We start from the raw sequence: 21910 nt of genomic DNA, 5'->3' as shown, positions 1-21910 counted from the left end.
ATACGAACAACAGTTTATGGTGACGAATCGTCAGCGCTATCGTGAAAAAGTCTCCCAGATGGTCAGCTGGGGGCACTGGTTTGCCCTGTTCAACATTCTGCTGGCGGCGGTCATTGGCTGTCGCTATCTGTTTGTCGCAGACTGGCCAACCACGCTAACCGGGCGTATCTACTCCTGGATAAGCGTTGTCGGACACTTTAGCTTTTTGGTTTTCGCCACCTATCTGCTGATCCTGTTCCCTCTGACGTTTATCGTCATGTCGCAGCGTCTGATGCGGTTCTTGTCCGTCATCCTTGCGACGGTGGGGATGACGCTGCTGCTTATCGACAGTGAAGTCTTCACCCGCTTCCATCTCCATCTCAACCCCATCGTCTGGGAACTGGTGATTAACCCCGACCAGAACGAAACGGCACGCGACTGGCAGCTGATGTTTATCAGCGTTCCGGCGATCCTGCTGATTGAGATGCTGTTTGCCACCTGGAGCTGGCAAAAACTGCGCAGCCTGACCCGTCGACGCCACTACGCGAAGCCCGTCGCCGCGCTCTTTTTCGTCTCCTTTATCAGTTCGCACATCATGTACATCTGGGCGGATGCGAACTTCTATCGCCCGATTACCATGCAGCGCGCCAACCTGCCGCTCTCCTATCCGATGACGGCCCGTCGCTTCCTTGAGAAACACGGCCTGCTTGATGCGCAGGAGTACCAGCGCCGCCTGGTCGAACAGGGTAATCCGGAAGCCGTCAGCGTGCAGTATCCGCTGAGCGACCTGCGCTATCGCGATATGGGCCGCGGACAAAACGTCCTGCTGATCACCGTGGATGGTCTGAACTATTCCCGTTACGAGAAGCAGATGCCGGTGCTCGCCGATTTCGCGAGTCAAAACGTCTCGTTTACTCAGCATATGAGCTCCGGTAACACAACCGATGCGGGCATCTTTGGCCTCTTCTATGGCATTTCAGCCGGCTATATGGACGGCGTTCTGTCTACCCGCACGCCTGCGGCGCTGATCACCGGGCTGAATCAGCAAGGCTATCAGCTTGGGTTGTTCTCCTCCGATGGCTTCAACAGCCCGCTCTACCGCCAGGCGCTGCTGTCCGATTTCTCTCTGCCGGCGGCACAGAATCAGTCCGATGCGCAGACCGCCAGCCAGTGGATAAACTGGCTCCAGCGCTACGCCCAGGAAGATAACCGCTGGTTCTCGTGGGTTGCCTTTAACGGCACAACGCTTGCGAACAGCAACCAGAATGATTTCGCGCGCCGCTATGGCCGCGCGGCGGGCGATGTTGATGCACAGATTGGCCGCGTGCTTGATGCGTTACGCGCGTCAGGCAAGCTGGACAACACCGTGGTGATCGTCACCGCAGGGCATGGCATCCCGTTAGGTAATGAGACGAAGAGTATGAGCTGGTCACGCCCGAACCTTCAGGTTCCGCTGATCGTCCACTGGCCGGGCACGCCGGCACAGCGCATCAATATGCTTACCGAGCATAAAGATGTCATGACGACCCTGATGCAACGCCTGCTGCACGTCAGCACGCCTGCAAACGAGTATTCCCAGGGCCAGGATCTCTTCAGCGCCGCACGCCGCCATAACTGGGTCACGGCGGCGGGAAATAATACGCTGGCGGTGACCACGCCGAAGCTAACGCTGGTGCTGAACAACAACGGGAATTACCAGACGTATAACCTGCAGGGTGAACGGCTGAAAGACCAGAAACCGCAGCTGAGCCTGCTGCTGCAGGTCCTGACGGATGAGAAGCGCTTCATCGCTAACTGATTAATAATAAACCAGTTAGCGACGGATTCCCTTGCATTCAAAGCGGAATCGAGTACTATTCTTTCTATGCGTCGGCACGTAGCGCAGCCTGGTAGCGCACCGTCATGGGGTGTCGGGGGTCGGAGGTTCAAATCCTCTCGTGCCGACCAAAAATACTTTGAAAACCAGCCTTTTACGGCTGGTTTTTTATTTCGCCTCGTCCGGCGTTTTGCGCAGATACACCAGCGTAACCAGACAAATCACCGCTCCGGCATAAAACGTATATTCCGCGCCAAACGTTTCCCAGATGGCTCCAGCCCCCAGGCTGGCAACTAACAACCCCACCCCGCTGACCAGACTAAAAATACCAAAAGCCGTACCGCGCAGATCCGCAGGCGCGGTTTTCGCAATCATTGCCGCCAGCAGCCCCTGCGTCATCCCCATATGCACTCCCCAAAGCGCAACGCCCAGCAGCATTCCCGCCCAGTGGGTGCTCAGCGCCAGCACAATGTCCGCCCCAATCAGCATCACCAGACCCCACTGCAATAATCGGGTGTGGCTCATCGCGTCGGATAACTTTCCAAACGGGTAGGCAGAAAGGAAATAGAGCAGATTCATGGCCACCATCACCAGCGGGATGAGCGCCAGCGGCACCCCCGACTGCTGAGCGCGCAGCACCAGAAATGCTTCACTGAAACGTGCGAGCGTGAAGATGGCCCCGAGTCCAATAACCCACCAGCAGCCTTTTCCGAGACGCCTGAGGTTCTCTTTTTTGATGGGATTCGTGCGTTTATGCTCGACGGGCGCTTTCGGCTCATGCAGGCCGAAGAAAAGCAGCGCTACGGCGAGTACGCCGGGAATCACCGCAATCCAGAAAATGGTACGAAAATCATCGTTCCACAGCAGCATTAGGCCTACGGCCAGCAGCGGACCGAGAAATGCGCCGATAGTGTCCATCGACTGACGCAGTCCAAAGGCCGCGCCGCGGAGTTCCGGCGGCGTCACATCGGCAACCAGCGCATCGCGCGGCGCACCGCGGATCCCCTTCCCTACCCGATCGATTAAGCGTGCCCCAAGAATCATGCCGGAGGATGAGGCGATAGCGAACAACGGTTTACTTAACGCGCCCAGACCGTAGCCCAGAACCGCCAGTCCTTTACGTTTGCCCAGATAGTCGCTGATGGCACCGGAAAACACTTTGATAAACAGCGCGGTGGCCTCGGCCAGGCCTTCAATCAATCCAATGAAAATCACGCTGGCACCCAGCGTCGTGACCATAAATAACGGCAGCAGGCTGTGAATGATTTCCGAGGAGATATCCATCCACATGCTGACGCCGCCCACCACCCAGACGCCTTTCGGGATCCGGCTGAGCGTTGCAAACCGGGATAACATTGCGCATCTCCTGCTTTATGTCGAACAATCTTGTTCGGAACAGAATATCCTGGAAATGCGAATAAAAATCATCTGACATAAAAAAAGCCAGCCCGCAGGCTGGCTTGATTCTACCCGGTGAGTGATTAGTGCTTTTCACGCCCACCCAGGAAGAAAATGCCCAGCGGGATGGCCAGCAGAACGGTGAACACCAGGCTGTAGACGAAGATCATTGCCGATTGCAGGACATACATGCTGATTGTCCAGGCAGAGAGGGGGATATTGTACTGTTCGATAACGCCCACAATGGTTGCGCGCCCCACGCACGCGGCAGCAATCATAAACACGACCAGCAGCGCCAGGAGGAATTTGCGGCCTTCAGGCGTTTTCAGTTTTGCACGAACCATCTCTCTTCCCTTTTACAGATGAATAACATTATATACAGCCTAAAATAACACGAACTGACACCTGACTCCACACCAGCACAAACAACCAATAAACTGGACAATTAAAAGCGCATAACGCTATTCATACTGAAAATGTAAGTAAATAACACCAGTTATTCATAGTTGTTATGTTAACCTGCGCAGGATCGTTTTGACATAAAGGAATGACAATGAAAAACGCACCTAAATTTGCCCTCGCACTCATCGCCGCCGCGTGTGTCAGCGGCACGGCTTTCGCCAGCGAAACCCCAAAAGAGCAGCCGCTGGAAAAAGTCGCCCCGTATCCGAAAGCGGACAAAGGGATGAAGCGTCAGGTCATTCAGCTGCCGGCGCAGCAGGATGAAGCGAATTTCAAAGTGGAGCTGTTGATTGGCAAGACGCTGGAAGTGGACTGCAACCAGCATCGTCTGGGCGGCCAGCTGGAAAGCAAAACCCTGGAAGGCTGGGGCTACGACTACTACGTCTTTGATAAAGTCACCTCGCCGGTCTCCACCATGATGGCCTGCCCGGACGGCAAGAAAGAGAAGAAATTTGTGACCGCGTATCTGGGCGACAACGCTCTGCTGCGCTACAACAGCAAGCTGCCGATCGTGGTGTATACGCCTGAAAACGTGGAAGTGAAGTATCGCGTGTGGAAGGCGGACGAGAACGTCGGACAAGCGGTAGTACGGTAAAAATAAGTCGGGTGGCGGCTTCGCCTTACCCGACCTACAAAATAATATCGAACGTAGGCCGGGTAAGCGTCAGCGCCACCCGGCTTTTTTACATTACAGCGCGATATCCGCGACCGGTTTGTTTTCCGGCTGAGGCTTCAGCTCCGCTTTAGGCGCAGCATCTGCAGCCTGCGGTTTAATGTACTGCAGCTGAAGTACGCGGCTGGTGTATTCCAGCTCCTGCTCCGTCGCGTCCACGTTACCGTTCAGCTTCGTGCCGTAGGATGGAATAATGGTTTTCAGCTTCGCCTGCCATTCCGGGCTGGCGACTTTATCTTTAAACACTTTTTCCATCAGGTGCAGCATGATTGGCGCAGCGGTAGACGCACCCGGTGACGCACCCAGCAGCGCGGCGATGGTGCCATCCTTATCGCTCACCACTTCGGTACCCAGACGCAGCACGCCACCCTCTTTCGGATCGCGTTTGATGATCTGTACGCGCTGGCCCGCCTGCCAGAGACGCCAGTCTTCTTTCTTCGCCTGCGGATAGTACTCTTTCAGCGCCTCGAAACGATCGTCGTCAGAGAGCATCACCTGGCTAATCAGGTATTTCACCAGGTCGAAGTTATCCAGACCCACGTCCATCATCGGCTTGACGTTAGAGGTGGTGGTGGCGCTCAGCAGATCCCACAGTGAGCCATTTTTCAGGAACTTAGTGGAGAAGGTCGCGAACGGCCCAAACAGCACCACGCGTTTGCCATCAAGCATACGGGTGTCGATATGCGGAACAGACATCGGCGGTGCGCCCACGGAAGCCTGGCCGTACACTTTCGCCAGATGGCGATTCACCACTTCCGGGTTATCGGATACCAGGAACTGACCGCCCACCGGGAAGCCCGCGTAGTCGTCCGCTTCCGGAATACCGGACTCCTGCAGCAGCTTCAGCGCCGCCCCGCCCGCGCCGATAAAGACAAACTTCGCCTTGATGACGTGCTCGGCTTCGTTGTTTTTCAGATCGGCAACGGTCACGCTCCAGCTGTTATCCGCGTTGCGCTTGAAGCCGCGCACTTCGGTGCTGAGCTGGAGGTTGAAGTTCTCTTTTTTCTTCAGCGACGTCACCAGCTGACGGGTAATTTCACCGTAGTTAACGTCGGTACCAATTTCGGTACGGGTCGCCGCCACTTTCTGGTTCGGGTCACGCCCTTCCATGACCAGCGGTGCCCACTCTTTGATCTGCGCGTGGTCTTCAGAGTATTTCATCCCGCGGAACAGCGTGCTCTGCTGCAGCGCAGCGTAGCGCGCGCGCAGGAAGTTGACGTTCTGCTCGCCCCACACGAAGCTCATGTGCGGTACGGTGTTGATGAAGGAGTGCGGGTCATGCAGCACGCCGCTGTTAACCTGGTGAGACCAGAACTGGCGAGAAATCTGGAATGCCTCGTTGATCTCGACCGCCTTCTCGATACTAATGGAACCGTCCTTTTTCTGCGGCGTATAGTTCAGTTCCATGAGTGCCGAATGTCCGGTACCGGCGTTGTTCCAGCCGTTCGAACTCTCCTGCGCCACGCCATCAAGGCGCTCGACCATGGTCATGGACCAGTCCGGCTGCAGTTCTTGCAGATAGGTTCCCAGCGTGGCGCTCATGATACCGCCACCAATTAAAAGGACGTCCGTTTCCTGCTCTTTTGGTGCGTCAGCTTTCGCCGCCATGGAGACGGTGTTAAGCCCCACGGCCAGAGAAAAGAGCATGGCAGTCATTTTTTTCATAATTTATGCCTTAGTGTAAAAGTGCTTGATGCGTGGAAATTGCAGGTGAAAAAAGCTGCGGGGGCACGGTAACAACTTTTAAATATTGTTTAAAGGTTAAGAAATTATTGTAATTGTGAAATTTAATGATGGGTTGTTTGTAAGGGATTATCGAAGCGTCTGGTAAAGCGCGGTTTTACTGGCTAGTATGTTGCGTTTTGTGATCGCGCGCACGGAAGCCTGCCCTAACCAGCGAACCGTTATGTCCTTATCCCATTCTGCTGTCTCCCCCGAAGACCGCGTAGCCAACGTGCTGCGTTCCCCTCAGCTGCTGGCGCGTGAAACGCTGGCAGGCGTCATTACCGCCCTGGCGCTGATCCCCGAGGTCATCTCATTTTCCGTGGTGGCGGGCGTTGACCCAAAAGTCAGCCTGATCGCCTCCGTGGTGCTGTGTCTCGCCCTGTCCGTACTGGGCGGTCGTCCGGCGATGGTGACGGCAGCGGCCGGTTCCGTGGCGCTGGTAATTGGACCCATGGTGCATCAGCACGGCGTACAGTACATTCTGCCCGCCGTGCTGATGGCTGGCGTGATTCAGATTCTGTTTGGCGTTCTGGGCATGGCAAGGCTGATGCGCTTTATTCCCCAGTCGGTCATGACCGGGTTTGTGAACGCCCTGGGTATTTTGATCTTCTTCGCGCAGGTGCCGCATTTCTGGAGCCGAAGCCCGCTGATTGTGGGCCTGTTCGTCCTGACGCTGCCGATCGTGCTGTGGGTGCCGCGCTATATCAAAAGTATTCCTTCCCCGCTGATTGCGATTGTGGTGCTTACCGTGTTCACCGTTTCCACCGGTCAAACCCTGCCGACCGTGGGCGATGAAGGCGCCATGAGCGGCGGTTTGCCGGGTCTTACCGAACTTCTGGTCCCCCTCAATTTACAGACGCTGAGCATTATCTGGCCGTGCGCGTTAAGCATCGCGTTTGTCGGCCTGCTGGAATCCCTGCTGACGGCACAGCTGGTGGATGAGCTGACCGCGACGCCGTCAGGTAAACGCCGTGAGAGCATCGGGCTGGGCGTCGGCAATATTCTGGCCGGTTTTTACGGCGGCATTGCGGGCTGCGCGATGATCGGACAAACCATCGTCAACGTGGAGATGGGTAAAGGCCGAAGCCGCATTTCAACCCTTGCGGCGGGCATCGTGCTGCTGATCCTGGTGACGGCGCTCAGCGACGTGATGGCTAAAATTCCGATGGCGGTGCTGGCCGGGATCATGGCGATTGTTGCCGTCAAAACCTTCAGCTGGCACAGCATAAAACCGGCTACGGTAAAAACAGCCCCGATTACCGAAACGCTAGTCATGCTGGTCACCGTTGCCGCCACGGTATCAACCGGCAATCTGGCGATTGGCGTGCTGGGCGGGATTATCGTCATGGCCCTGCTCCCCGCCCGCATCATGCGACGACTTAAAGCAGAAAAAGCGTCGCCAGCCCAAGAAAAATAAAGAAACCGCCGGTATCGGTGATGGCGGTAATCATCACGCTCGACCCCACCGCGGGGTCGCGCCCCAGCTTGGTCATGGTCAACGGGATAATAACGCCCATCATCGAGGCCACCAGCAAATTCAGCACCATCGCCAGCATCATCACCCCGCCTAAGGCCATATCGTCATACAGCCACCAGGTGATGCCGCCCATAATACCGCCCCACACCAGGCCGTTGATCAGCGCCACGCCCATCTCCCTGAAGATCAGAAAGGCAAAGTTGCCGGGCTGAATATTTTCCAACGCCAGCGCGCGAACGATCATGGTGATGGTCTGGTTCCCGGTGTTGCCGCCAATGCCGGCCACAATCGGCATCAGCGAGGCCAGCGCCACCAGCTGCGAAATGGTGTGTTCAAAGCCGTCAATCACGCGGGAGGCGATAAAGGCGGTGCACAGGTTAATGGCCAGCCACGCCCAGCGCGTTTTCACCGCCTTGCCGACGGAGGCATGGACGTCATCTTCGGCGCTGATCCCGCCGAGCGCGCGCAGGTCGTTGTCGGTTTCTTCATAGACCACGTCAACGATCTCATCGATGGTCAGACGCCCCATCAGCTTGCCGACGGAATCCACGACCGCCGCACTCACGAGGTCGTCACGTTCGAAGGTACGCGCCGCTTTTTCCGCATCGTCTTCCGGGGAAAAGACCATCGGCTCGTTTTCCATCACCTCGCTCACCCGCCGCTGGGTGCTGTTGAGCAGGATGGTTTTCAGCTCCAGCTCGCCGAGCAGGGTTTTATCCCGGGAGGTGACAAACAGCTTATCGGTGTTATCCGGCATTTTGCCCAGGCGGCGCAGATAGCGCTGCACGGTGCCGAGCGTCACGTCCGGGCGCACCGTGATAACGCCGAACTCCATGATTGCGCCGACGCTGTTTTTCTCGTAGTGCATCACCTGACGCACGCGCGCGCGTTCATCGGCAGGCAGTGACGCGAGCAGGCGACCGGTCAGGTTTCGCGGCAGGTGCTGAACGAGGTAAATCTGCTCGTCGATATCCAGGGTTTGCAGAGCATCGAGAATGTCCCGGTCGCTCATCTCGTCGATCAGGTCGTCCCAGACGTTTTCGGAGGCCTCAAGCAGCACCTGCCCGCGCTCGTGATCCTGCACCAGGCGCCACAGGGCGTGACGCTCTTCCGAGGGAAGCGCTTCGAGGGTATCCGCCAGGTCCGGCGGGGGTAAGTGAGCAACCAGCGCACCTACCTCAGCAATATCGTCGGCAAGGGTGCCGACATCATATTGCTCAGCCAGGGTCAGTTTGCCTAATAGCGTAGACGTGACGGCCTTATCCGTCGTGAGAAGCCAGATGAGGCGCGCGCGCTCCTGGTCACGCTGCCTGGCGCTGTTTTTCTTTAATACCGACATTAATCATAAATCCATGAAATAAGTTGGTATTAAGCATAGCGCGGGGATATGTAAATAAGAATAAACAACGAGGCGGGATGGAGAAATAAACGGCATGCCCGGCGGCGCTCCGCCTGCACGGGCCGACAAAATCGTAGGCCGGGTAAGGCGAAGCCGCCACCCGGCACATGGGCATCAGGCCGTGCGCGCCACCGCGTCACGCGAGGCTGCATCGCGCTCTTCGCCGGTCAGCTCGCTCAGCCTGCCGTCGCGCATCTCCAGCAGGCGATCGGCATGTATGAAGTAGTGATCGTCGTGGCTGATGGCGAAAATGGTTTTGCCCATCGCCTGCACCAGCGGCAGCAGCACCTGATAAAACTCGCGGCGGAAATGCGGGTCCTGATCGGCCGCCCACTCGTCCAGCAGAATGATGTCGCGCTCTTCCGCCAGCGCCAGCAGCAGCGCCACGCGCTTCTTCTGCCCTTTGGAGAGCTTCAGGTTGAGGATCTTCCCATCCTGAAGTTCCAGCTTGTGCGACATCTGCAGCTGCGCCAGCCATTTCTCCACCAGCGCAGGATTGGCCTGCTGCCCTTCCGGCCCCAGCAGCCGATCGAATAGCCAGACGTCGGTGAACACCGCCGAGAACAGCTTGCGGTAATCTTCGGGCTTCTCGGCGCTCAGCGGCGTGCCGTCCAGCAAAATCTCGCCCGACTGCGGCTGATAAAGCCCGGTAAGCAGCATCGCCAGCGTCGATTTACCGCTGCCGTTGCCGCCAATCAGGAACAGCAGCTCGCCGCGGCGGATCGTCAGGTTGACCGGCCCCACGGAGAAGGCGCTGTCCTGATAGCGAAACGTGACGTTACGCAGCTCCAGCGTCTGCCAGTTCGGGAAGGCTTTCGGGCGCGGGAATTCGGCCTTAAACGGCGCAAGATCGAATTTTTTGAGCTTATTGAAGGCCACCTGCGCGCTCAGCAAGGTGGGCAACGCGCCAACCGCCGAGAGCAGCGGCGTGCGCAAAAACAGCAGCGTCAGCGAGTAGGTTGCCGCGACGTTGGTGTCCGCCCAGCCCAGGCTGTTTGCCATCCAGAACACCAGGCCAATGGCGCCCAGCATCATGATGTTTGACCAGTTCACCGCGCTCAGGTGGAACGTGTCGGCGCGAATGATGTGGTGCCGGTACTCTTGCGCGTCCGGGATATAGAGATGGTTAAAGATATACTCGGCGCGCTCGCGGTTCAGGGTGAGTTCTTTGCGCCCTTCCAGCACCGTCTGGTAATCGTTATAGAGCTTATCTTCCGTTTCGCGCAGCACCGCCATGTGCTTATAGACGCGGGACACCAGCACAAAGCCGCCCCAGATAGTGATGACAATCCACAGCGCGGTCACCGCCAGCATTTTGCTGGAGAGCCAGGCGAGATAGGCTGCCGAGCCAAAGGTGAGAATGATCCCCTGCACCAGCTCCGGCAGGCGAACGAACGCAATGGTAATGGCGCGCACGTCGCTGGTCAGCCCCGCCAGCAGAGAGGCGCTGCCGATCTGCTCAACGCGCTCTATCTGGGTGTCCAGGATGCGCTTGATAAACTCGCTGCGCAGGCGGAAAACGAAATGGTGGCCGAGCGCGGTGAGCGCCAGCTGGGAACCGAGCGTCACCGCCATCAGCAGCAGCAGCAGGCCAAGAAACTCCGGCAATACGGAGAGCGAGGTGTCGACCATTTCGATCAACCGCACGTTGATAAAGGCGATCAGGCCAATGCCCAATGCGGCGCTGGCAAGGCTTAACGCCATGACGGCGATGAAGGGCCAGCGATACTGACGCCATACGAGGAGAAGTAGTTGCATGCAGGCAATCCGGACAATAAAAATCAGCCAGCAGTGTAAACTGCCCTGCGCGGACATCAAGAATAATTCTTATTTTAGTTTATTGTGCCCCGCCTGACGGAAGGTCAGGTTGTAACGGTACTCACCCGTGAGCGGGTGAACCCCGGGCTTCAGCGGCTGAATACCGTGGTAATACAGCCGCGACGCCCTGCCCCACACCACCACATCGCCATGTTCCAGCATGATGCGCTTGAGCGGGTCGTTGCGGCGCAATCCGCCAAACTGGAAGACGGCGGGCAGCCCTAACGATACCGAAACGATAGGCGCGCGCAGGTCGGGCTCGTCCTTGTCCTGGTGCAGGGAGAGCTTCGCACCGACGGCGTAGCGGTTAATCAGGCAGGCATCCGGCCGAAAGTCAGGGTACTCCGCCGCCACCGCCGCCTCGTGACAAAGTGCCTGAAAAACATCAGGCATCGGGGGCCACGGCTGCCCGGTCGTGGGATCGTGCGGGGCATACACATACCCACGTTCGTTTGTCGACCAGCCCAGTTCACCGCAGTTGGCCATGGCCACCGACATCGTGTAGCCACCCGGCGTGACCATATGGCGAAACGGCGAAACCGCCGTCACCGCTTCGATACCGGCAAGCAGTTCCGCCGCGCGGGAGAGCGCAAAGCGGCGCAGGACCGCCGCCCCCGGGGCCAGCGGCTCCTGCCAGGGTTCAGCATCCGCAAAAAGATCGAGCATTATCCCTCCCGGCGTTTCGCCTCACGTTTTAGTAACAGCGCTTTTCGCGCCGTTCCCCATCGGTAACCGGACAGCGCGCCGTCGTGACGCACCACGCGATGACAGGGGATCACAATGGCCAGCGTGTTGGCCGCACAGGCTCCGGCAACGGCGCGTACCGCATTGGGCTTACCAATCGCCAGCGCCACCTGCCGGTAGCTTGCCGTTTCGCCGCAGGGAATGTTGCGAAGGGCCTGCCAGACGCGCTGCTGGAACGCGGTACCGCGGATATCCAGCGGCAGCGCAAGCGGTAGGTCGCGGTCATCAATACTGGCAATCACCTGATGGATCCGCCGAACGAAAGCGTCGTCCAGCGGCGCGTGCGTGGCTTTTGGAAATTGTGCGGCAAGCTCTGCGGTTAGCTCAGCATCGGTGTCCCCCAGCAGGATCGCGCAGATCCCCCGCTCGCTTTCTGCAACCAGACAGCGCCCTAACGAACAGTCATCGATGGCATAGCGCACCGCCACCTCACCTTTACGGTACTGCTTCGCCGTCATGCCCAGCGCATTGTCGGCTTTACGGTAATAGCTGCTGCTGTCGGGAAACCCCGCCGCCAGCACGGCGTCGGTAATTTTCTCTCCCTCTGCAAGCGCGGTTCGCAGACGCTGGCTTCGCGCCGCCTGCTGCCAGGCTTTTGGCGTCATGCCGGTCACGGACTTAAACAGACGGTGGAAATGGAAAGGACTCATGGCGACCTGCAGCGCCAGCCCCTCCAGCGTTAACGCAGGATCCTGTTCCAGCAGCCGGCAGGCCTGTTCCACTTTTTCCAGCTTTTGCGCCTGCGGATCGCGCCTGTCCGGCATGCAGCGCTTGCAGGGACGAAAGCCAGCCTGCGCGGCATGGTGGGCATCGGGATAGAAACGGACATTTTTACGCAGCGCGTGGCGGGCGCGGCATGACGGGCGGCAGAAAATACCCGTTGTCTGCACGGCGAAGACAAACTGCTCGTCAGCGCGCGGATCGCGGGCCATCACCGCCTGCCAGCGATCCTCATCGGTAATAAAGGTGAGGTTTTTCATTATCGGCTCCTCTTGTAAGCATACATAGAGCGTGCCTGAGCGCCACTGATAAAAAACCCGCAACCTTGCTTTTTAATTTTTGTCGCGCACCAGGAAGCTGTCGAACTGCGGTGAATGCCAGGTTTTGAACCCGTCGCCCTCTTTGGTGATCATATAAACGGCCAGCCCTTCCTGACGCACCACCTCTTTGGCTTTTTCCGGGCCGAGAACCATTAATCCGGTATCCCAGGCATCGGCTTCCAGCGCGGTGGGAGCAATCACCGTCACCGAGACCAGGTTATGGGAGATAGGACGTCCGGTCTGCGGATCGATAACGTGCGAAATACGCTTCCCGTCGAGCTCGTAGTAGTTGCGGTAGCTTCCGGAGGTGCTGATGCCGTGTCCGTTGATGTCCACGATTGCCTGTACGGCATTTTGCCGATCGGTCGGTTTTTGAATCGCAACGCGCCACGGCTTATCGCTGGCGTTCATGCCGCGGCTGACCAGCGCGCCGCCCACGGAGACCAGATAACGGGAAATCCCTTCCTGCGCCATCAGCGCCGCAAGATGATCCGCCGCATAGCCTTCCCCGACCGTCGACAGATCGACAAACAGATCGGGGATATCTTTTTGCAGGTACTGCTGTCCGTACTGGTTGATCACGGTCAGATGCTTAAGCCCCGTCCGGGCGCGGGCGTCATCAATGGCCGCCTGTTCGGGCGTCTTCACCGGCTGTTTATTCGGGCCAAAACCCCAGAGGTTCACCAGCGGGCCGACGGTCACATCCATCGCCCCGTTGGTTTTGTAGCCTACGCGCATGGCCTCGGTCACGATATCGGCCATCGCCTCGCTCACCGGCCACAGGGAGGTGCTGGTTGAGAGGTTGAAGCGCATCAGCGCCGAGTCATTTTTATAGGTCGACAGCAGCTGGTCGTCGGCATCCAGCTGTGACTGGATTTTACCGCGAAGTTCATCTGCGCGCGTTTTATCGAGGTTCATCACGCTGACGCGCCAGAAGGTCCCCATCGTTTTGCCTTCGAGCACCGTCGCGGCAGGTGCATCGGTCTTCGCTACGGGGGCGGGATCGTTACACGCGGTCAGGAAAAAAAGCATAGCCAGAAAGCTGGCGCGTAAAAAAGTCATGTCCATTCATTATTATCCTCATGCCAGGGCGGCAAGAGTACACCAAAACGGGTAAGTTGTGAGAACCGGAGAGGCACAAAAAAGGGGCCATCAGGCCCCTTACGTCACACGATCGCGCGATTAGAACTGGTAAACCAGGCCCAGCGCGACGATATCGTCAGTACCGATACCCGCCTGACGGGTGAATTCATTTTCATCAACCAGGTTGATTTTGTAATCCACGTAGGTGGACATGTTTTTGTTGAAGTAGTAAGTCGCACCCACATCAACATATTTCAGCAGATCCTGGTCGCCGTAACCTTCGATGTCCTTGCCTTTAGACTGCAGGTAAGCCACGGATGGACGCAGGCCGAAGTCGAACTGGTACTGAGCAACCACTTCGAAGTTCTGCGCTTTGTTAGCGAAGCCGTAAATCTGGCTGCTGCTCTGAGAGTTGCCGAAGCGCGTTGCGTTATAGGTCTGAGAGTACTGTGCCGCCAGGTAGATGTTGTTGGCGTCATATTTCAGGCCACCGGTATACACTTCAGCGTGGTCACCTTCGCCTTTCAGCGCCTGGTTAGCCGTGTTGTTCTGGTCAGCAGTACGCTTCGAAGAAGACATTGCACCGCCGATGCTGAACCCTTCGCCCAGATTATAGGTCAGGGACGCACCGTAGCCGTCACCGTTCTGTTTCAGGGTGCTGCGACCGGTCTCGTTTTCACCGCTTACGCTGCCGTTTTTACCCTGATACTGCAGAGCAAAGTTCAGGCCGTCAACCAGACCAAAGAAGTCCTGGTTACGGTAGGTAGCCACGCCGTTAGCACGGGACTGCAGGAAGTTGTCTGCACCGTAGGTATCGCCGCCAAATTCTGGCAGCACGTCGGTCCAGGAGGTTACGTCGTAGATTACGCCGTAGTTACGACCGTAATCGAAAGAACCTGCTTCAGCGAACTTGAGACCCGCGAACGCCACACGCGTCCAGGCCTGGTTGTCGCTTTCAGAGGTGTTGCCCTGGATCTGGTATTCCCACTGGCCGTAACCGGTCAGCTGATCGTTAACCTGGGTTTCGCCTTTGAAGCCCAGACGCATGTAGGTCTGGTCACCGTCGGCACTCTTGTCGTCAGAGAAATAGTGCAGACCATCAACTTTGCCGTACAGATCTAATTTGTTGCCATCTTTGTTATAAATTTCGGCCGCATTCGCTGCGCCTGCCACCAGGAGTGCTGGTACCAGGAGGGACAGTACTTTAACTTTCATTTTATTAACCCTCTGTTATATGCCTTATAATTGCCACTGCTTACTGGCTAACCCTCATTAACCAGTCGGCAATTTCATTCTCCGCAAAATTACAGAATAATCCAATGCGAATATGATACTAAAACTTTGAAGATGTTTCATTTACCTATCAACATGTTTCAAAATGTAAATATCAAGGAACTTTTACAAAGCACAAATAGCTTAGAAAATTAGCACTTATAATCAAAAGAAAAAACCACCATATTAATATCAATACCTTACAATAAAAAACGTTACCGCACTGAATGACAAAACAAGATCGCACCGAATCTCTAAAATAACTCTCGCTATCATCATTAACTTTATTTATTACCGTCATTCAGTTTTGAATGTCTGTTTATCCCTAATTGAGCCGGATGCTTCGCATTCGGTTTTTTTTACCTTTCTTTACGTAACTTGTCATTTTTTGTGCTACCGCACCGAAATTGTAACGACTATTAACTAAATTCCCGACAGGTTCCGGCGAAATTCTCAAGTTGATGCAATTCTTAATTTCTTGTTAATTCGTGCTATTTACTGGCTGCGCTGGGCGATTATTTGTACGCGCACGGCGCGTTTGTACATATTTACCGCACGCCTCACCGCCGATAATGTCCCGTGAAAAAGTCGCCTCTTCCCGGTCAGTGGCGCTGGAAATTCAGTTATTACCCTTTATACTGCCCTATCGCCACAGAGCACGACCATAACGGGTTAAAGATATCAATGAGTCAGACTGAAACTACCGCCCCGAGCAAATTCTCTCTCCTTCCCGGGAGCATTACCCGTTTCTTTCTTCTTTTGATCGTTGTGCTGTTAGTCACCATGGGGGTAATGGTACAAAGCGCGGTTAACGCCTGGCTGAAGGATAAAAGCTATCAGGTCGTCGATATCACCCATGCCGTGCACAAGCGCATAGATACCTGGCGCTACGCCACCTGGCAGATTTACGACAATATCGCGGCGTCGCCAACCTCCTCTTCCGGGGATGGGCTTCAGGAGACGCGGCTTAAGCAGGATGTCTACTATCTCGAAAAACCGCAGCGTAAGACCGAAGCGCTTATCTTTGGCTCTCACGACAGCGCGACGCTTGAGATGACGCAGCGTATGTCGGCCTATCTCGATACCCTCTGGGGTGCCGAAACGGTGCCGTGGTCGATGTACTATCTGAACGGTCAGGACAACAGCATGATCCTGATCTCCACGCTGCCGCTAAAAGATCTCTCTTCCGGTTTCAAAGAGACCACCGTGGGCAGCATCGTCGACTCCCGCCGGGCAGAGATGCTGCAGCAGGCGAACGCCCTTGATGAACGCGAAAGCTTCTCTTCCCTGCGTCGCCTGGCCTGGCAAAACGGCCATTATTTTACCCTGCGCACCACCTTCAACCAGCCAGGACACCTGGCGACGGTAGTGGCCTTCGATTTACCGATTAATGATTTAATCCCGCCGGACATGCCGCTCGATAGCTTCCGCCTGGAGCCCGACAGCAGCACCCAGAACCTGCGTGCGGCGTCAGACAAAGAGGCTGCTGAGAGCGTTTCAATCTCCTTTAACGGCTCGAAAATCGAAATTGCCTCATCGCTGAACTCGACCGGTATGCGCCTGGTGTGGCAGGTGCCGTTTGGCACGCTGCTGCTCGACACGCTGCAAAATATCCTGCTGCCCCTGCTGCTGAATATCGGCCTGCTGGCGCTGGCCCTGTTTGGCTACAGCACCTTCCGTTTCCAGTCGGGGCGTCAAAGCGACACTTCTGCGGTTCCGGCCGGCACCAGCAATGAGCTGCGGGTACTACGTGCGCTGAATGAAGAGATTGTTTCCGTGCTGCCGCTGGGGGTCTTAGTTCATGATCAGGAGGCGAATCGCACGGTGATGAGCAACAAAATCGCCGACCATCTGCTGCCGCATCTTAACCTGCAGAACATCACCACCATGGCGGATCAGCACCAGGGGGTGATTCAGGCCACCATCAACAATGAGCTGTACGAGATCCGTCAGTTCCGCAGCCAGGTGGCTCCCCGTACGCAAATCTTCATTATCCGCGATCAGGATCGCGAAGTGCTGGTCAATAAAAAGCTCAAGCAGGCGCAAAGGCTGTATGAGAAAAACCAGCAGGGGCGCGCCGCATTCATGCAGAACATTGGCGATGCCTTCAAGCAGCCGTTAAGAACCCTGGCAACCCAGGCGGCGGCGTTAAACGCCCCTGAAAGCCACCAGCTTGCCAGCCAGGCCGACTCGCTGGTCAGAATGGTTGATGAGATCCAGCTGGCAAACATGCTGGAGAATGATTTCTGGAAGGGAACGCCAACCCTCTTCTCCATTCAGAACCTGATCGATGAAGTGGTGCCGGAGGTGCTGCCCGTGATTAAGCGCAAAGGGCTGCAGCTGCTGATCAATAACAATCTTCCGGCGAACGATGAACGCCACGGCGATCGCGAAGCGCTGCGCCGTATTCTGCTGATGATTATCCAGTACGCCGTTACCACCACGCAGATCGGCAAGATCACGCTCGAAGTCAGTACGGAGGAGTCCGCTGAAGACCGCCTGACGTTCCGCATCCTCGACACCGGGGAAGGCGTTACCACGAGTGAAATTGATAATCTCCACTTCCCGTTCCTGAATGACACGCAAAGCGATCGCTACGGCAAGGCCAATGCGCTCACCTTCTGGCTGTGCGATCAGCTGGCGCGTAAGCTCGGCGGCCATTTGAATATCAAAGCCCGTGAATCCCTTGGCACCCGCTATTCTCTGCACGTGAAAATGGCGGCTAATCCGCAGGAAGAAGATGAAGAACGTCTGCTGGATGATGTCGTGGTAATGGTCGATGTGACCTCGAACGAGATCCGCAATATTGTCGTTCGTCAGTTAGAAAACTGGGGTGCGGCCTGCATCACGCCGGATGAAAGACTTTCAAGTCAAGAATTTGATCTGTTTTTAACTGATAATCCGTCTAATCTTACTGCCTCCGGCTTGCTTTTAAGCGATGATGAGTCAGGCGTGCGGAAAATCGGCCCTGGCCAGCTGCGCGTCAACTTTAATATCAGCAATGCGATGCAGGAAGCTGTACTACAACTCATAGAAGAGCAGCTGGCACAGGAAGAGATAGCGGAATCGCCGTTAGGCGGCAATGAAAATGCCGAGCTTCACGCCAGCGGATACTATTCACTCTTTGTTGATACAGTACCAGATGATGTTAAGCGGTTGTATACTGAGTCCGCTGCGAATGACTTTGCAGCGCTGGCGCAGACAGCACACCGGCTTAAAGGGGTGTTTGCCATGCTTAATCTGGTTCCCGGCAAGCAGTTATGTGAAACGCTGGAACATCTTATTCGTGAGAAAGATGCCTCTGGCATTGAAAAATACATCAGCGACATTGACGACTACGTCAAAAGCTTGCTGTAGCAAGGTAGCCTTATACATGAACAATATGAACGTAATTATTGCCGATGACCATCCGATTGTACTGTTCGGTATTCGCAAATCACTTGAACAGATCGAGTGGGTGAATGTAGTCGGTGAATTTGAAGACTCTACAGCACTGATCAATAACCTCCCAAAGCTTGATGCGCACGTGCTCATTACCGATCTCTCCATGCCAGGAGACAAGTACGGTGATGGGATCACGCTCATCAAATACATTAAACGCCACTTCCCGGATATCTCGATCATCGTTCTGACCATGAACAACAACCCGGCGATCCTGAGCGCCGTGCTGGATCTGGACATCGAAGGGATTGTGCTGAAACAGGGCGCCCCGACCGATCTGCCAAAAGCGCTTGCGGCGCTGCAGAAAGGCAAGAAATTCACGCCTGAGAGCGTCTCCCGTCTGCTGGAAAAAATCAGCGCGGGTGGCTACGGTGATAAACGCCTGTCGCCGAAAGAGAGTGAAGTTCTGCGCCTGTTCGCAGAAGGTTTCCTGGTGACCGAGATTGCCAAGAAGCTGAACCGCAGTATTAAAACCATCAGCAGCCAGAAGAAATCCGCGATGATGAAGCTGGGCGTGGACAACGATATTGCTCTGCTGAACTATCTCTCCTCCGTCACGCTGAGCGCAACGGATAAGGATTGATCTCCGCTGTTTATGCCGGGTGGCGCTCGCGCTTACCCGGCCTACAGATCCCGTAGGCCCGCGCAAGCGCAGCGCCGCCGGGCAAATAAAAACGGCCCTTCCGGGCCTTTTTTATATTCGCGTTTTTCTCACGCGCTCGGCGTAAATCGACAGAGTCTGCTTCAGCACGTCCAGCGTGACCGGTTTCGACAGACAGCTGTCCATGCCCGATTCCAGACAGCGCTGCTTCTCTTCCGCCAGGGCGTTCGCCGTGACGCCCACTACCGGCAGCGTCAGGCCAAGCTGGCGGATGCGCTGCGTCAGACGGTAGCCGTCCATGTTCGGCATGTTGACGTCGCTCAGCACGATATCAATATGGTTTTTACTGAGCACATTCAGCGCATCCACGCCGTCATTGGCCGTTTTGCACTGGTAGCCCAGCGATCCAAGCTGGTCAGCCAGCAGGCGACGGTTTATCGGATGGTCATCCACCACCAGAATCATCATATCGTCATTCACCGACGCCAGAGACTCCGGTGACGGCAATCCGCCCGCGCCGTCACGCTCTTCCAGCTCCACTTTGTAGATGCGCGCCAGCAGGCTTAACAGCTCGTGCGGCGTGGCGACGCTGTGTACCCATTCCCCAGGCGCACGCTCGACAGGAATACCGATGTGGCGACGGCAGAAGAGCACCGACCCTCTCCCCTGCCACGGCTCTTCCAGCGCCTCGTCAGCGATCAGCACATCGTCCACATCCGGCATCTGGCCTTCATAGCGACACACCCTCACGCCGCTGCGGGTGAGCAGCGCCGTCAGGTAGTCATTCAGCGAGGCGTTATGCACCGCCAGCCAGCAGCGCTTGTCGCTCAGCCCGTCCACCGTCGCTTTTGCCGGATACTGCGCGGAATAGAGCGGAATACGGATAGTGAACTGGCTGCCCATGCCGGGTTCGGTATCGACGGAAATATCACCGTCCATCATGCTGACGAGCTTCTCACAGATCGCCAGCCCCAGTCCGGTCCCCTGGAAGTTACGCTGCACGCCGGTCCCGACCTGGAAGAACGGGTCGAACAGACGAACGACTTCCTTCGCCGGGATGCCAACGCCCGTGTCGCGCACGCGAATGCTCAGGTAATCTCCCGCCCGGCAGACGTGCAGCACAATACAGCCCACGTCGGTGAATTTGATGGCGTTGCTGAGCAGGTTAGAGATGACCTGCTGCAGGCGCATCGGATCGCCATGCAGCGTCAGCGGCACGTCCGGCTCGATAAAGCAGTAGAGCCCGAGCTGTTTACGCACCACCAGCGGCAGATAGTTGGCGCTGATATGGTTCATTACCTCGCGCGGGGAGAACTCGCGCGGCTCGATTTTCAGTTGCTCAGACTCAATTTTCGAGAAGTCGAGAATATCGCTGATGATCTTCAGCAGCAGGCTGGAAGAGTTGTTCATTGCCGTCACCAGCCTGTCGACCCCTTTCGGCAACTCTTTGGTCTGCAGCAGATCGAGGTTACCGATGATCCCGTACAGCGGCGTACGCAGCTCGTGGCTGACCGTCGCAAGGAACATAGATTTGGACTGGCTGGCCTGCTCTGCGGCCTGCGCCATCTCCTGCAGCGACTCTTCCATCTTCACGCGCGCGGAAACATCCACCAGCACGCAAATCGCCACGTTTTCGTTACGATAGCGGGAATGGACAAAGCTGATCTGCAGGTTGGTGTGCGTGCTGGTGAGCACGTCGACAAAGTTAACCTGCTGGCCGCAGATAATTTGCGTTAGCCTCTGCCGGTCCTCGTGCGTCAGCATGTTCAGGTAGTTATGCGCCAGTTCGTTACTGAGGATATTGGTCCCGTCCTGGGTACGCAGAATACAGATCCCCACCGGTGCCGACGCGACAATCTTCCGGTTAAACTGCTCGTGCTCTTCCAGCCGCTGGGCGTCGCTTTCGGCGGGAATAAAGATTTTCCGCTCGTACATGCGCGCCAGCGTAAACAGCGCCCCACCCGCGATCAGGTTCAGCAGAATGGCATTCATGATGAGAATACGGATCCGCTCAAGCACCATATCCACCGGCAGCGAATAGACAATGCTCAGCGACGAAGGCGGCAGGCTCTTCTTCAGCACCAGCTCGCGGAAGCCTGAGGTATAGCCAAACCACGACCGCTCCTGCATCCAGTGCGGTTCGACGTTTAACCGGTTATCCGGCCCGGCAAGCGAGATCAGCTGATGGCCGTTTTCATCCAGAATGGTCACCGCCATGGGCAGGCTGCCCGGGGTGAAAAAGTTTTCCATACGAATGGTCTGCTCAATCCCCAGCAGCGCCTGCAGGCGATTGCCGAGATAGACCGGCGTCAGGGCATAGAAATAGCCCACGCCCGGACGCGGCCCCTGGCTCACCCAGAAGATGTTATTTCCACGCTCGTCCTGCGGCGCATTGCGGTATTTCACAATACGTTCATGCAGGCTTTTCAGCGCATCGTCACGCTCAACGGGCGCGTCGCGCAGGCCAAAGTCAGCCATGCAGAGATTTTCACTGCCAATCAGGAATACGCGGTTCAGGTCATAAGCGGCGGAGAAATTATCGCGCCAGTAGCGCATAAACCAGGCAAGAGACTCCAGCGACCCGCGCCAGGTATTGCTCATGGTGGAGCAATCGGAGTCCGGGAACAGCGGCTGAAAATCAGGGACTTCGGTTTTGTCGTTACGCCCGCGAAGCGCAAGGATGCCGTTTTCCGCCGTGAGGCGATTTTCGGCAATATACTTCAGCTCCTTCATCACGTCAGACGTTCGCTGAATGTAGCGCTGGGCCTGGTCGGAGCTTGAGTTAAACTCCTGGCGGATCTCCGCTTCTTTCTGGTGCAGGGCGTTAACGATGTAAAACACCGACAACAGGGCCACCAGCAGCCAAAGCAGGAGCGCCAGCGCCCGGAACAGATAGCGAGAGACTTTCAGCGTATTACGAAAGGAGACGAGGTATTTCAAGGGGGCGAGGCTCCGCCGTCGGGGTCAAAAGAATGTGGTTAA

15 protein-coding genes and 1 tRNA gene are annotated in these 21910 nt (G+C 56.4%); 6 read left to right on the top strand and 10 right to left on the bottom strand.

Features of this window, described 5'->3' with window-relative positions; genetic code table 11:
• Positions 1–16: 16 nt before the first annotated feature.
• Together yejM and ACMWKK_RS03085 are read left to right on the top strand one after the other, a co-directional pair.
• Positions 17–1777 carry an LPS biosynthesis-modulating metalloenzyme YejM gene (gene yejM / locus ACMWKK_RS03090; RefSeq protein WP_045327986.1) on the top strand — a complete coding sequence of 587 codons (1761 nt, stop codon included), beginning with the start codon at positions 17–19 and terminating at the stop codon, positions 1775–1777.
• Between the two features lie 72 nt (positions 1778–1849).
• A tRNA-Pro gene (locus ACMWKK_RS03085) sits at positions 1850–1926 on the top strand.
• Between the two features lie 37 nt (positions 1927–1963).
• Here the strand turns inward: ACMWKK_RS03085 and ACMWKK_RS03080 are convergent.
• Both ACMWKK_RS03080 and ACMWKK_RS03075 read right to left on the bottom strand, forming a co-directional pair.
• Positions 1964–3151: an MFS transporter gene (locus ACMWKK_RS03080; RefSeq protein WP_112779780.1), complete on the bottom strand. Its 1188-nt coding sequence runs from the start codon at positions 3149–3151 to the stop codon at positions 1964–1966.
• A gap of 125 nt (positions 3152–3276) precedes the next feature.
• Positions 3277–3537, bottom strand: coding sequence for a DUF2534 family protein (locus tag ACMWKK_RS03075; protein ID WP_070534233.1), 261 nt, complete (start codon positions 3535–3537; stop codon positions 3277–3279).
• A gap of 209 nt (positions 3538–3746) precedes the next feature.
• On the opposite strand from ACMWKK_RS03075, the gene eco reads away from it, so the two are divergent.
• Positions 3747–4250 (top strand): serine protease inhibitor ecotin, encoded by a 504-nt coding sequence (eco, locus tag ACMWKK_RS03070; RefSeq protein WP_045327981.1) that lies wholly within the window; start codon positions 3747–3749, stop codon positions 4248–4250.
• Positions 4251–4343: 93 nt separating this feature from the next.
• Here the strand turns inward: eco and mqo are convergent, their stop codons facing one another.
• Positions 4344–5993, bottom strand: coding sequence for a malate dehydrogenase (quinone) (gene mqo, locus ACMWKK_RS03065; RefSeq protein ID WP_112779781.1), 1650 nt, complete (start codon positions 5991–5993; stop codon positions 4344–4346).
• Between the two features lie 187 nt (positions 5994–6180).
• Between mqo and ACMWKK_RS03060 the strand changes: the two genes are divergently transcribed.
• On the top strand, positions 6181–7470 hold the full coding sequence (locus ACMWKK_RS03060; RefSeq protein WP_112779782.1) for a SulP family inorganic anion transporter: 1290 nt from the start codon (positions 6181–6183) through the stop codon (positions 7468–7470).
• Here ACMWKK_RS03060 and mgtE read toward each other — a convergent pair.
• The 6 genes from mgtE to ACMWKK_RS03030 all read right to left on the bottom strand — a co-directional run bounded on the left by mgtE (position 7433) and on the right by ACMWKK_RS03030 (position 14829).
• Positions 7433–8869, bottom strand: coding sequence for a magnesium transporter (mgtE, locus tag ACMWKK_RS03055; RefSeq protein WP_045327976.1), 1437 nt, complete (start codon positions 8867–8869; stop codon positions 7433–7435). The two genes, ACMWKK_RS03060 and mgtE, sit on opposite strands and share 38 nt — an antisense overlap.
• Positions 8870–9043: 174 nt before the next feature.
• Positions 9044–10687: a multidrug ABC transporter permease/ATP-binding protein gene (locus ACMWKK_RS03050; protein WP_112779937.1), complete on the bottom strand. Its 1644-nt coding sequence runs from the start codon at positions 10685–10687 to the stop codon at positions 9044–9046.
• A gap of 69 nt (positions 10688–10756) precedes the next feature.
• Positions 10757–11413 (bottom strand): DNA oxidative demethylase AlkB, encoded by a 657-nt coding sequence (gene alkB / locus ACMWKK_RS03045; RefSeq protein WP_045327974.1) that lies wholly within the window; start codon positions 11411–11413, stop codon positions 10757–10759.
• Entirely contained in the window at positions 11413–12471 is a 1059-nt protein-coding gene (gene ada, locus ACMWKK_RS03040) for a bifunctional DNA-binding transcriptional regulator/O6-methylguanine-DNA methyltransferase Ada (protein WP_112779783.1), read from the bottom strand. The genes alkB and ada overlap by 1 nt, the downstream gene beginning before the upstream one ends.
• Positions 12472–12543: 72 nt before the next feature.
• Positions 12544–13599: an FAD:protein FMN transferase ApbE gene (gene apbE, locus ACMWKK_RS03035; protein ID WP_112779784.1), complete on the bottom strand. Its 1056-nt coding sequence runs from the start codon at positions 13597–13599 to the stop codon at positions 12544–12546.
• A 114-nt stretch (positions 13600–13713) separates the two neighbouring features.
• Positions 13714–14829: a porin OmpC gene (locus ACMWKK_RS03030; protein WP_045327971.1), complete on the bottom strand. Its 1116-nt coding sequence runs from the start codon at positions 14827–14829 to the stop codon at positions 13714–13716.
• Positions 14830–15570: 741 nt separating this feature from the next.
• On the opposite strand from ACMWKK_RS03030, the gene rcsD reads away from it, so the two are divergent.
• Entirely contained in the window at positions 15571–18243 is a 2673-nt protein-coding gene (gene rcsD / locus ACMWKK_RS03025; protein ID WP_045327970.1) for a phosphotransferase RcsD, read from the top strand.
• A gap of 16 nt (positions 18244–18259) precedes the next feature.
• Entirely contained in the window at positions 18260–18910 is a 651-nt protein-coding gene (gene rcsB / locus ACMWKK_RS03020; protein WP_003859405.1) for a response regulator transcription factor RcsB, read from the top strand.
• 111 nt (positions 18911–19021) lie between these two features.
• Here the strand turns inward: rcsB and rcsC are convergent, their stop codons facing one another.
• On the bottom strand, positions 19022–21868 hold the full coding sequence (gene rcsC, locus ACMWKK_RS03015) for a two-component system sensor histidine kinase RcsC (protein WP_112779785.1): 2847 nt from the start codon (positions 21866–21868) through the stop codon (positions 19022–19024).
• Between the last annotated feature and the right edge of the window lie 42 nt (positions 21869–21910).

The organism is Enterobacter sp. 01-M-03-SI-ECC (genome assembly GCF_047530215.1).
Lineage (GTDB): Bacteria > Pseudomonadota > Gammaproteobacteria > Enterobacterales > Enterobacteriaceae > Enterobacter > Enterobacter chengduensis.
The sequence above is the reverse complement of the archived record's forward strand: the minus strand, read 5'-3'. Positions and strand labels throughout refer to the sequence as shown.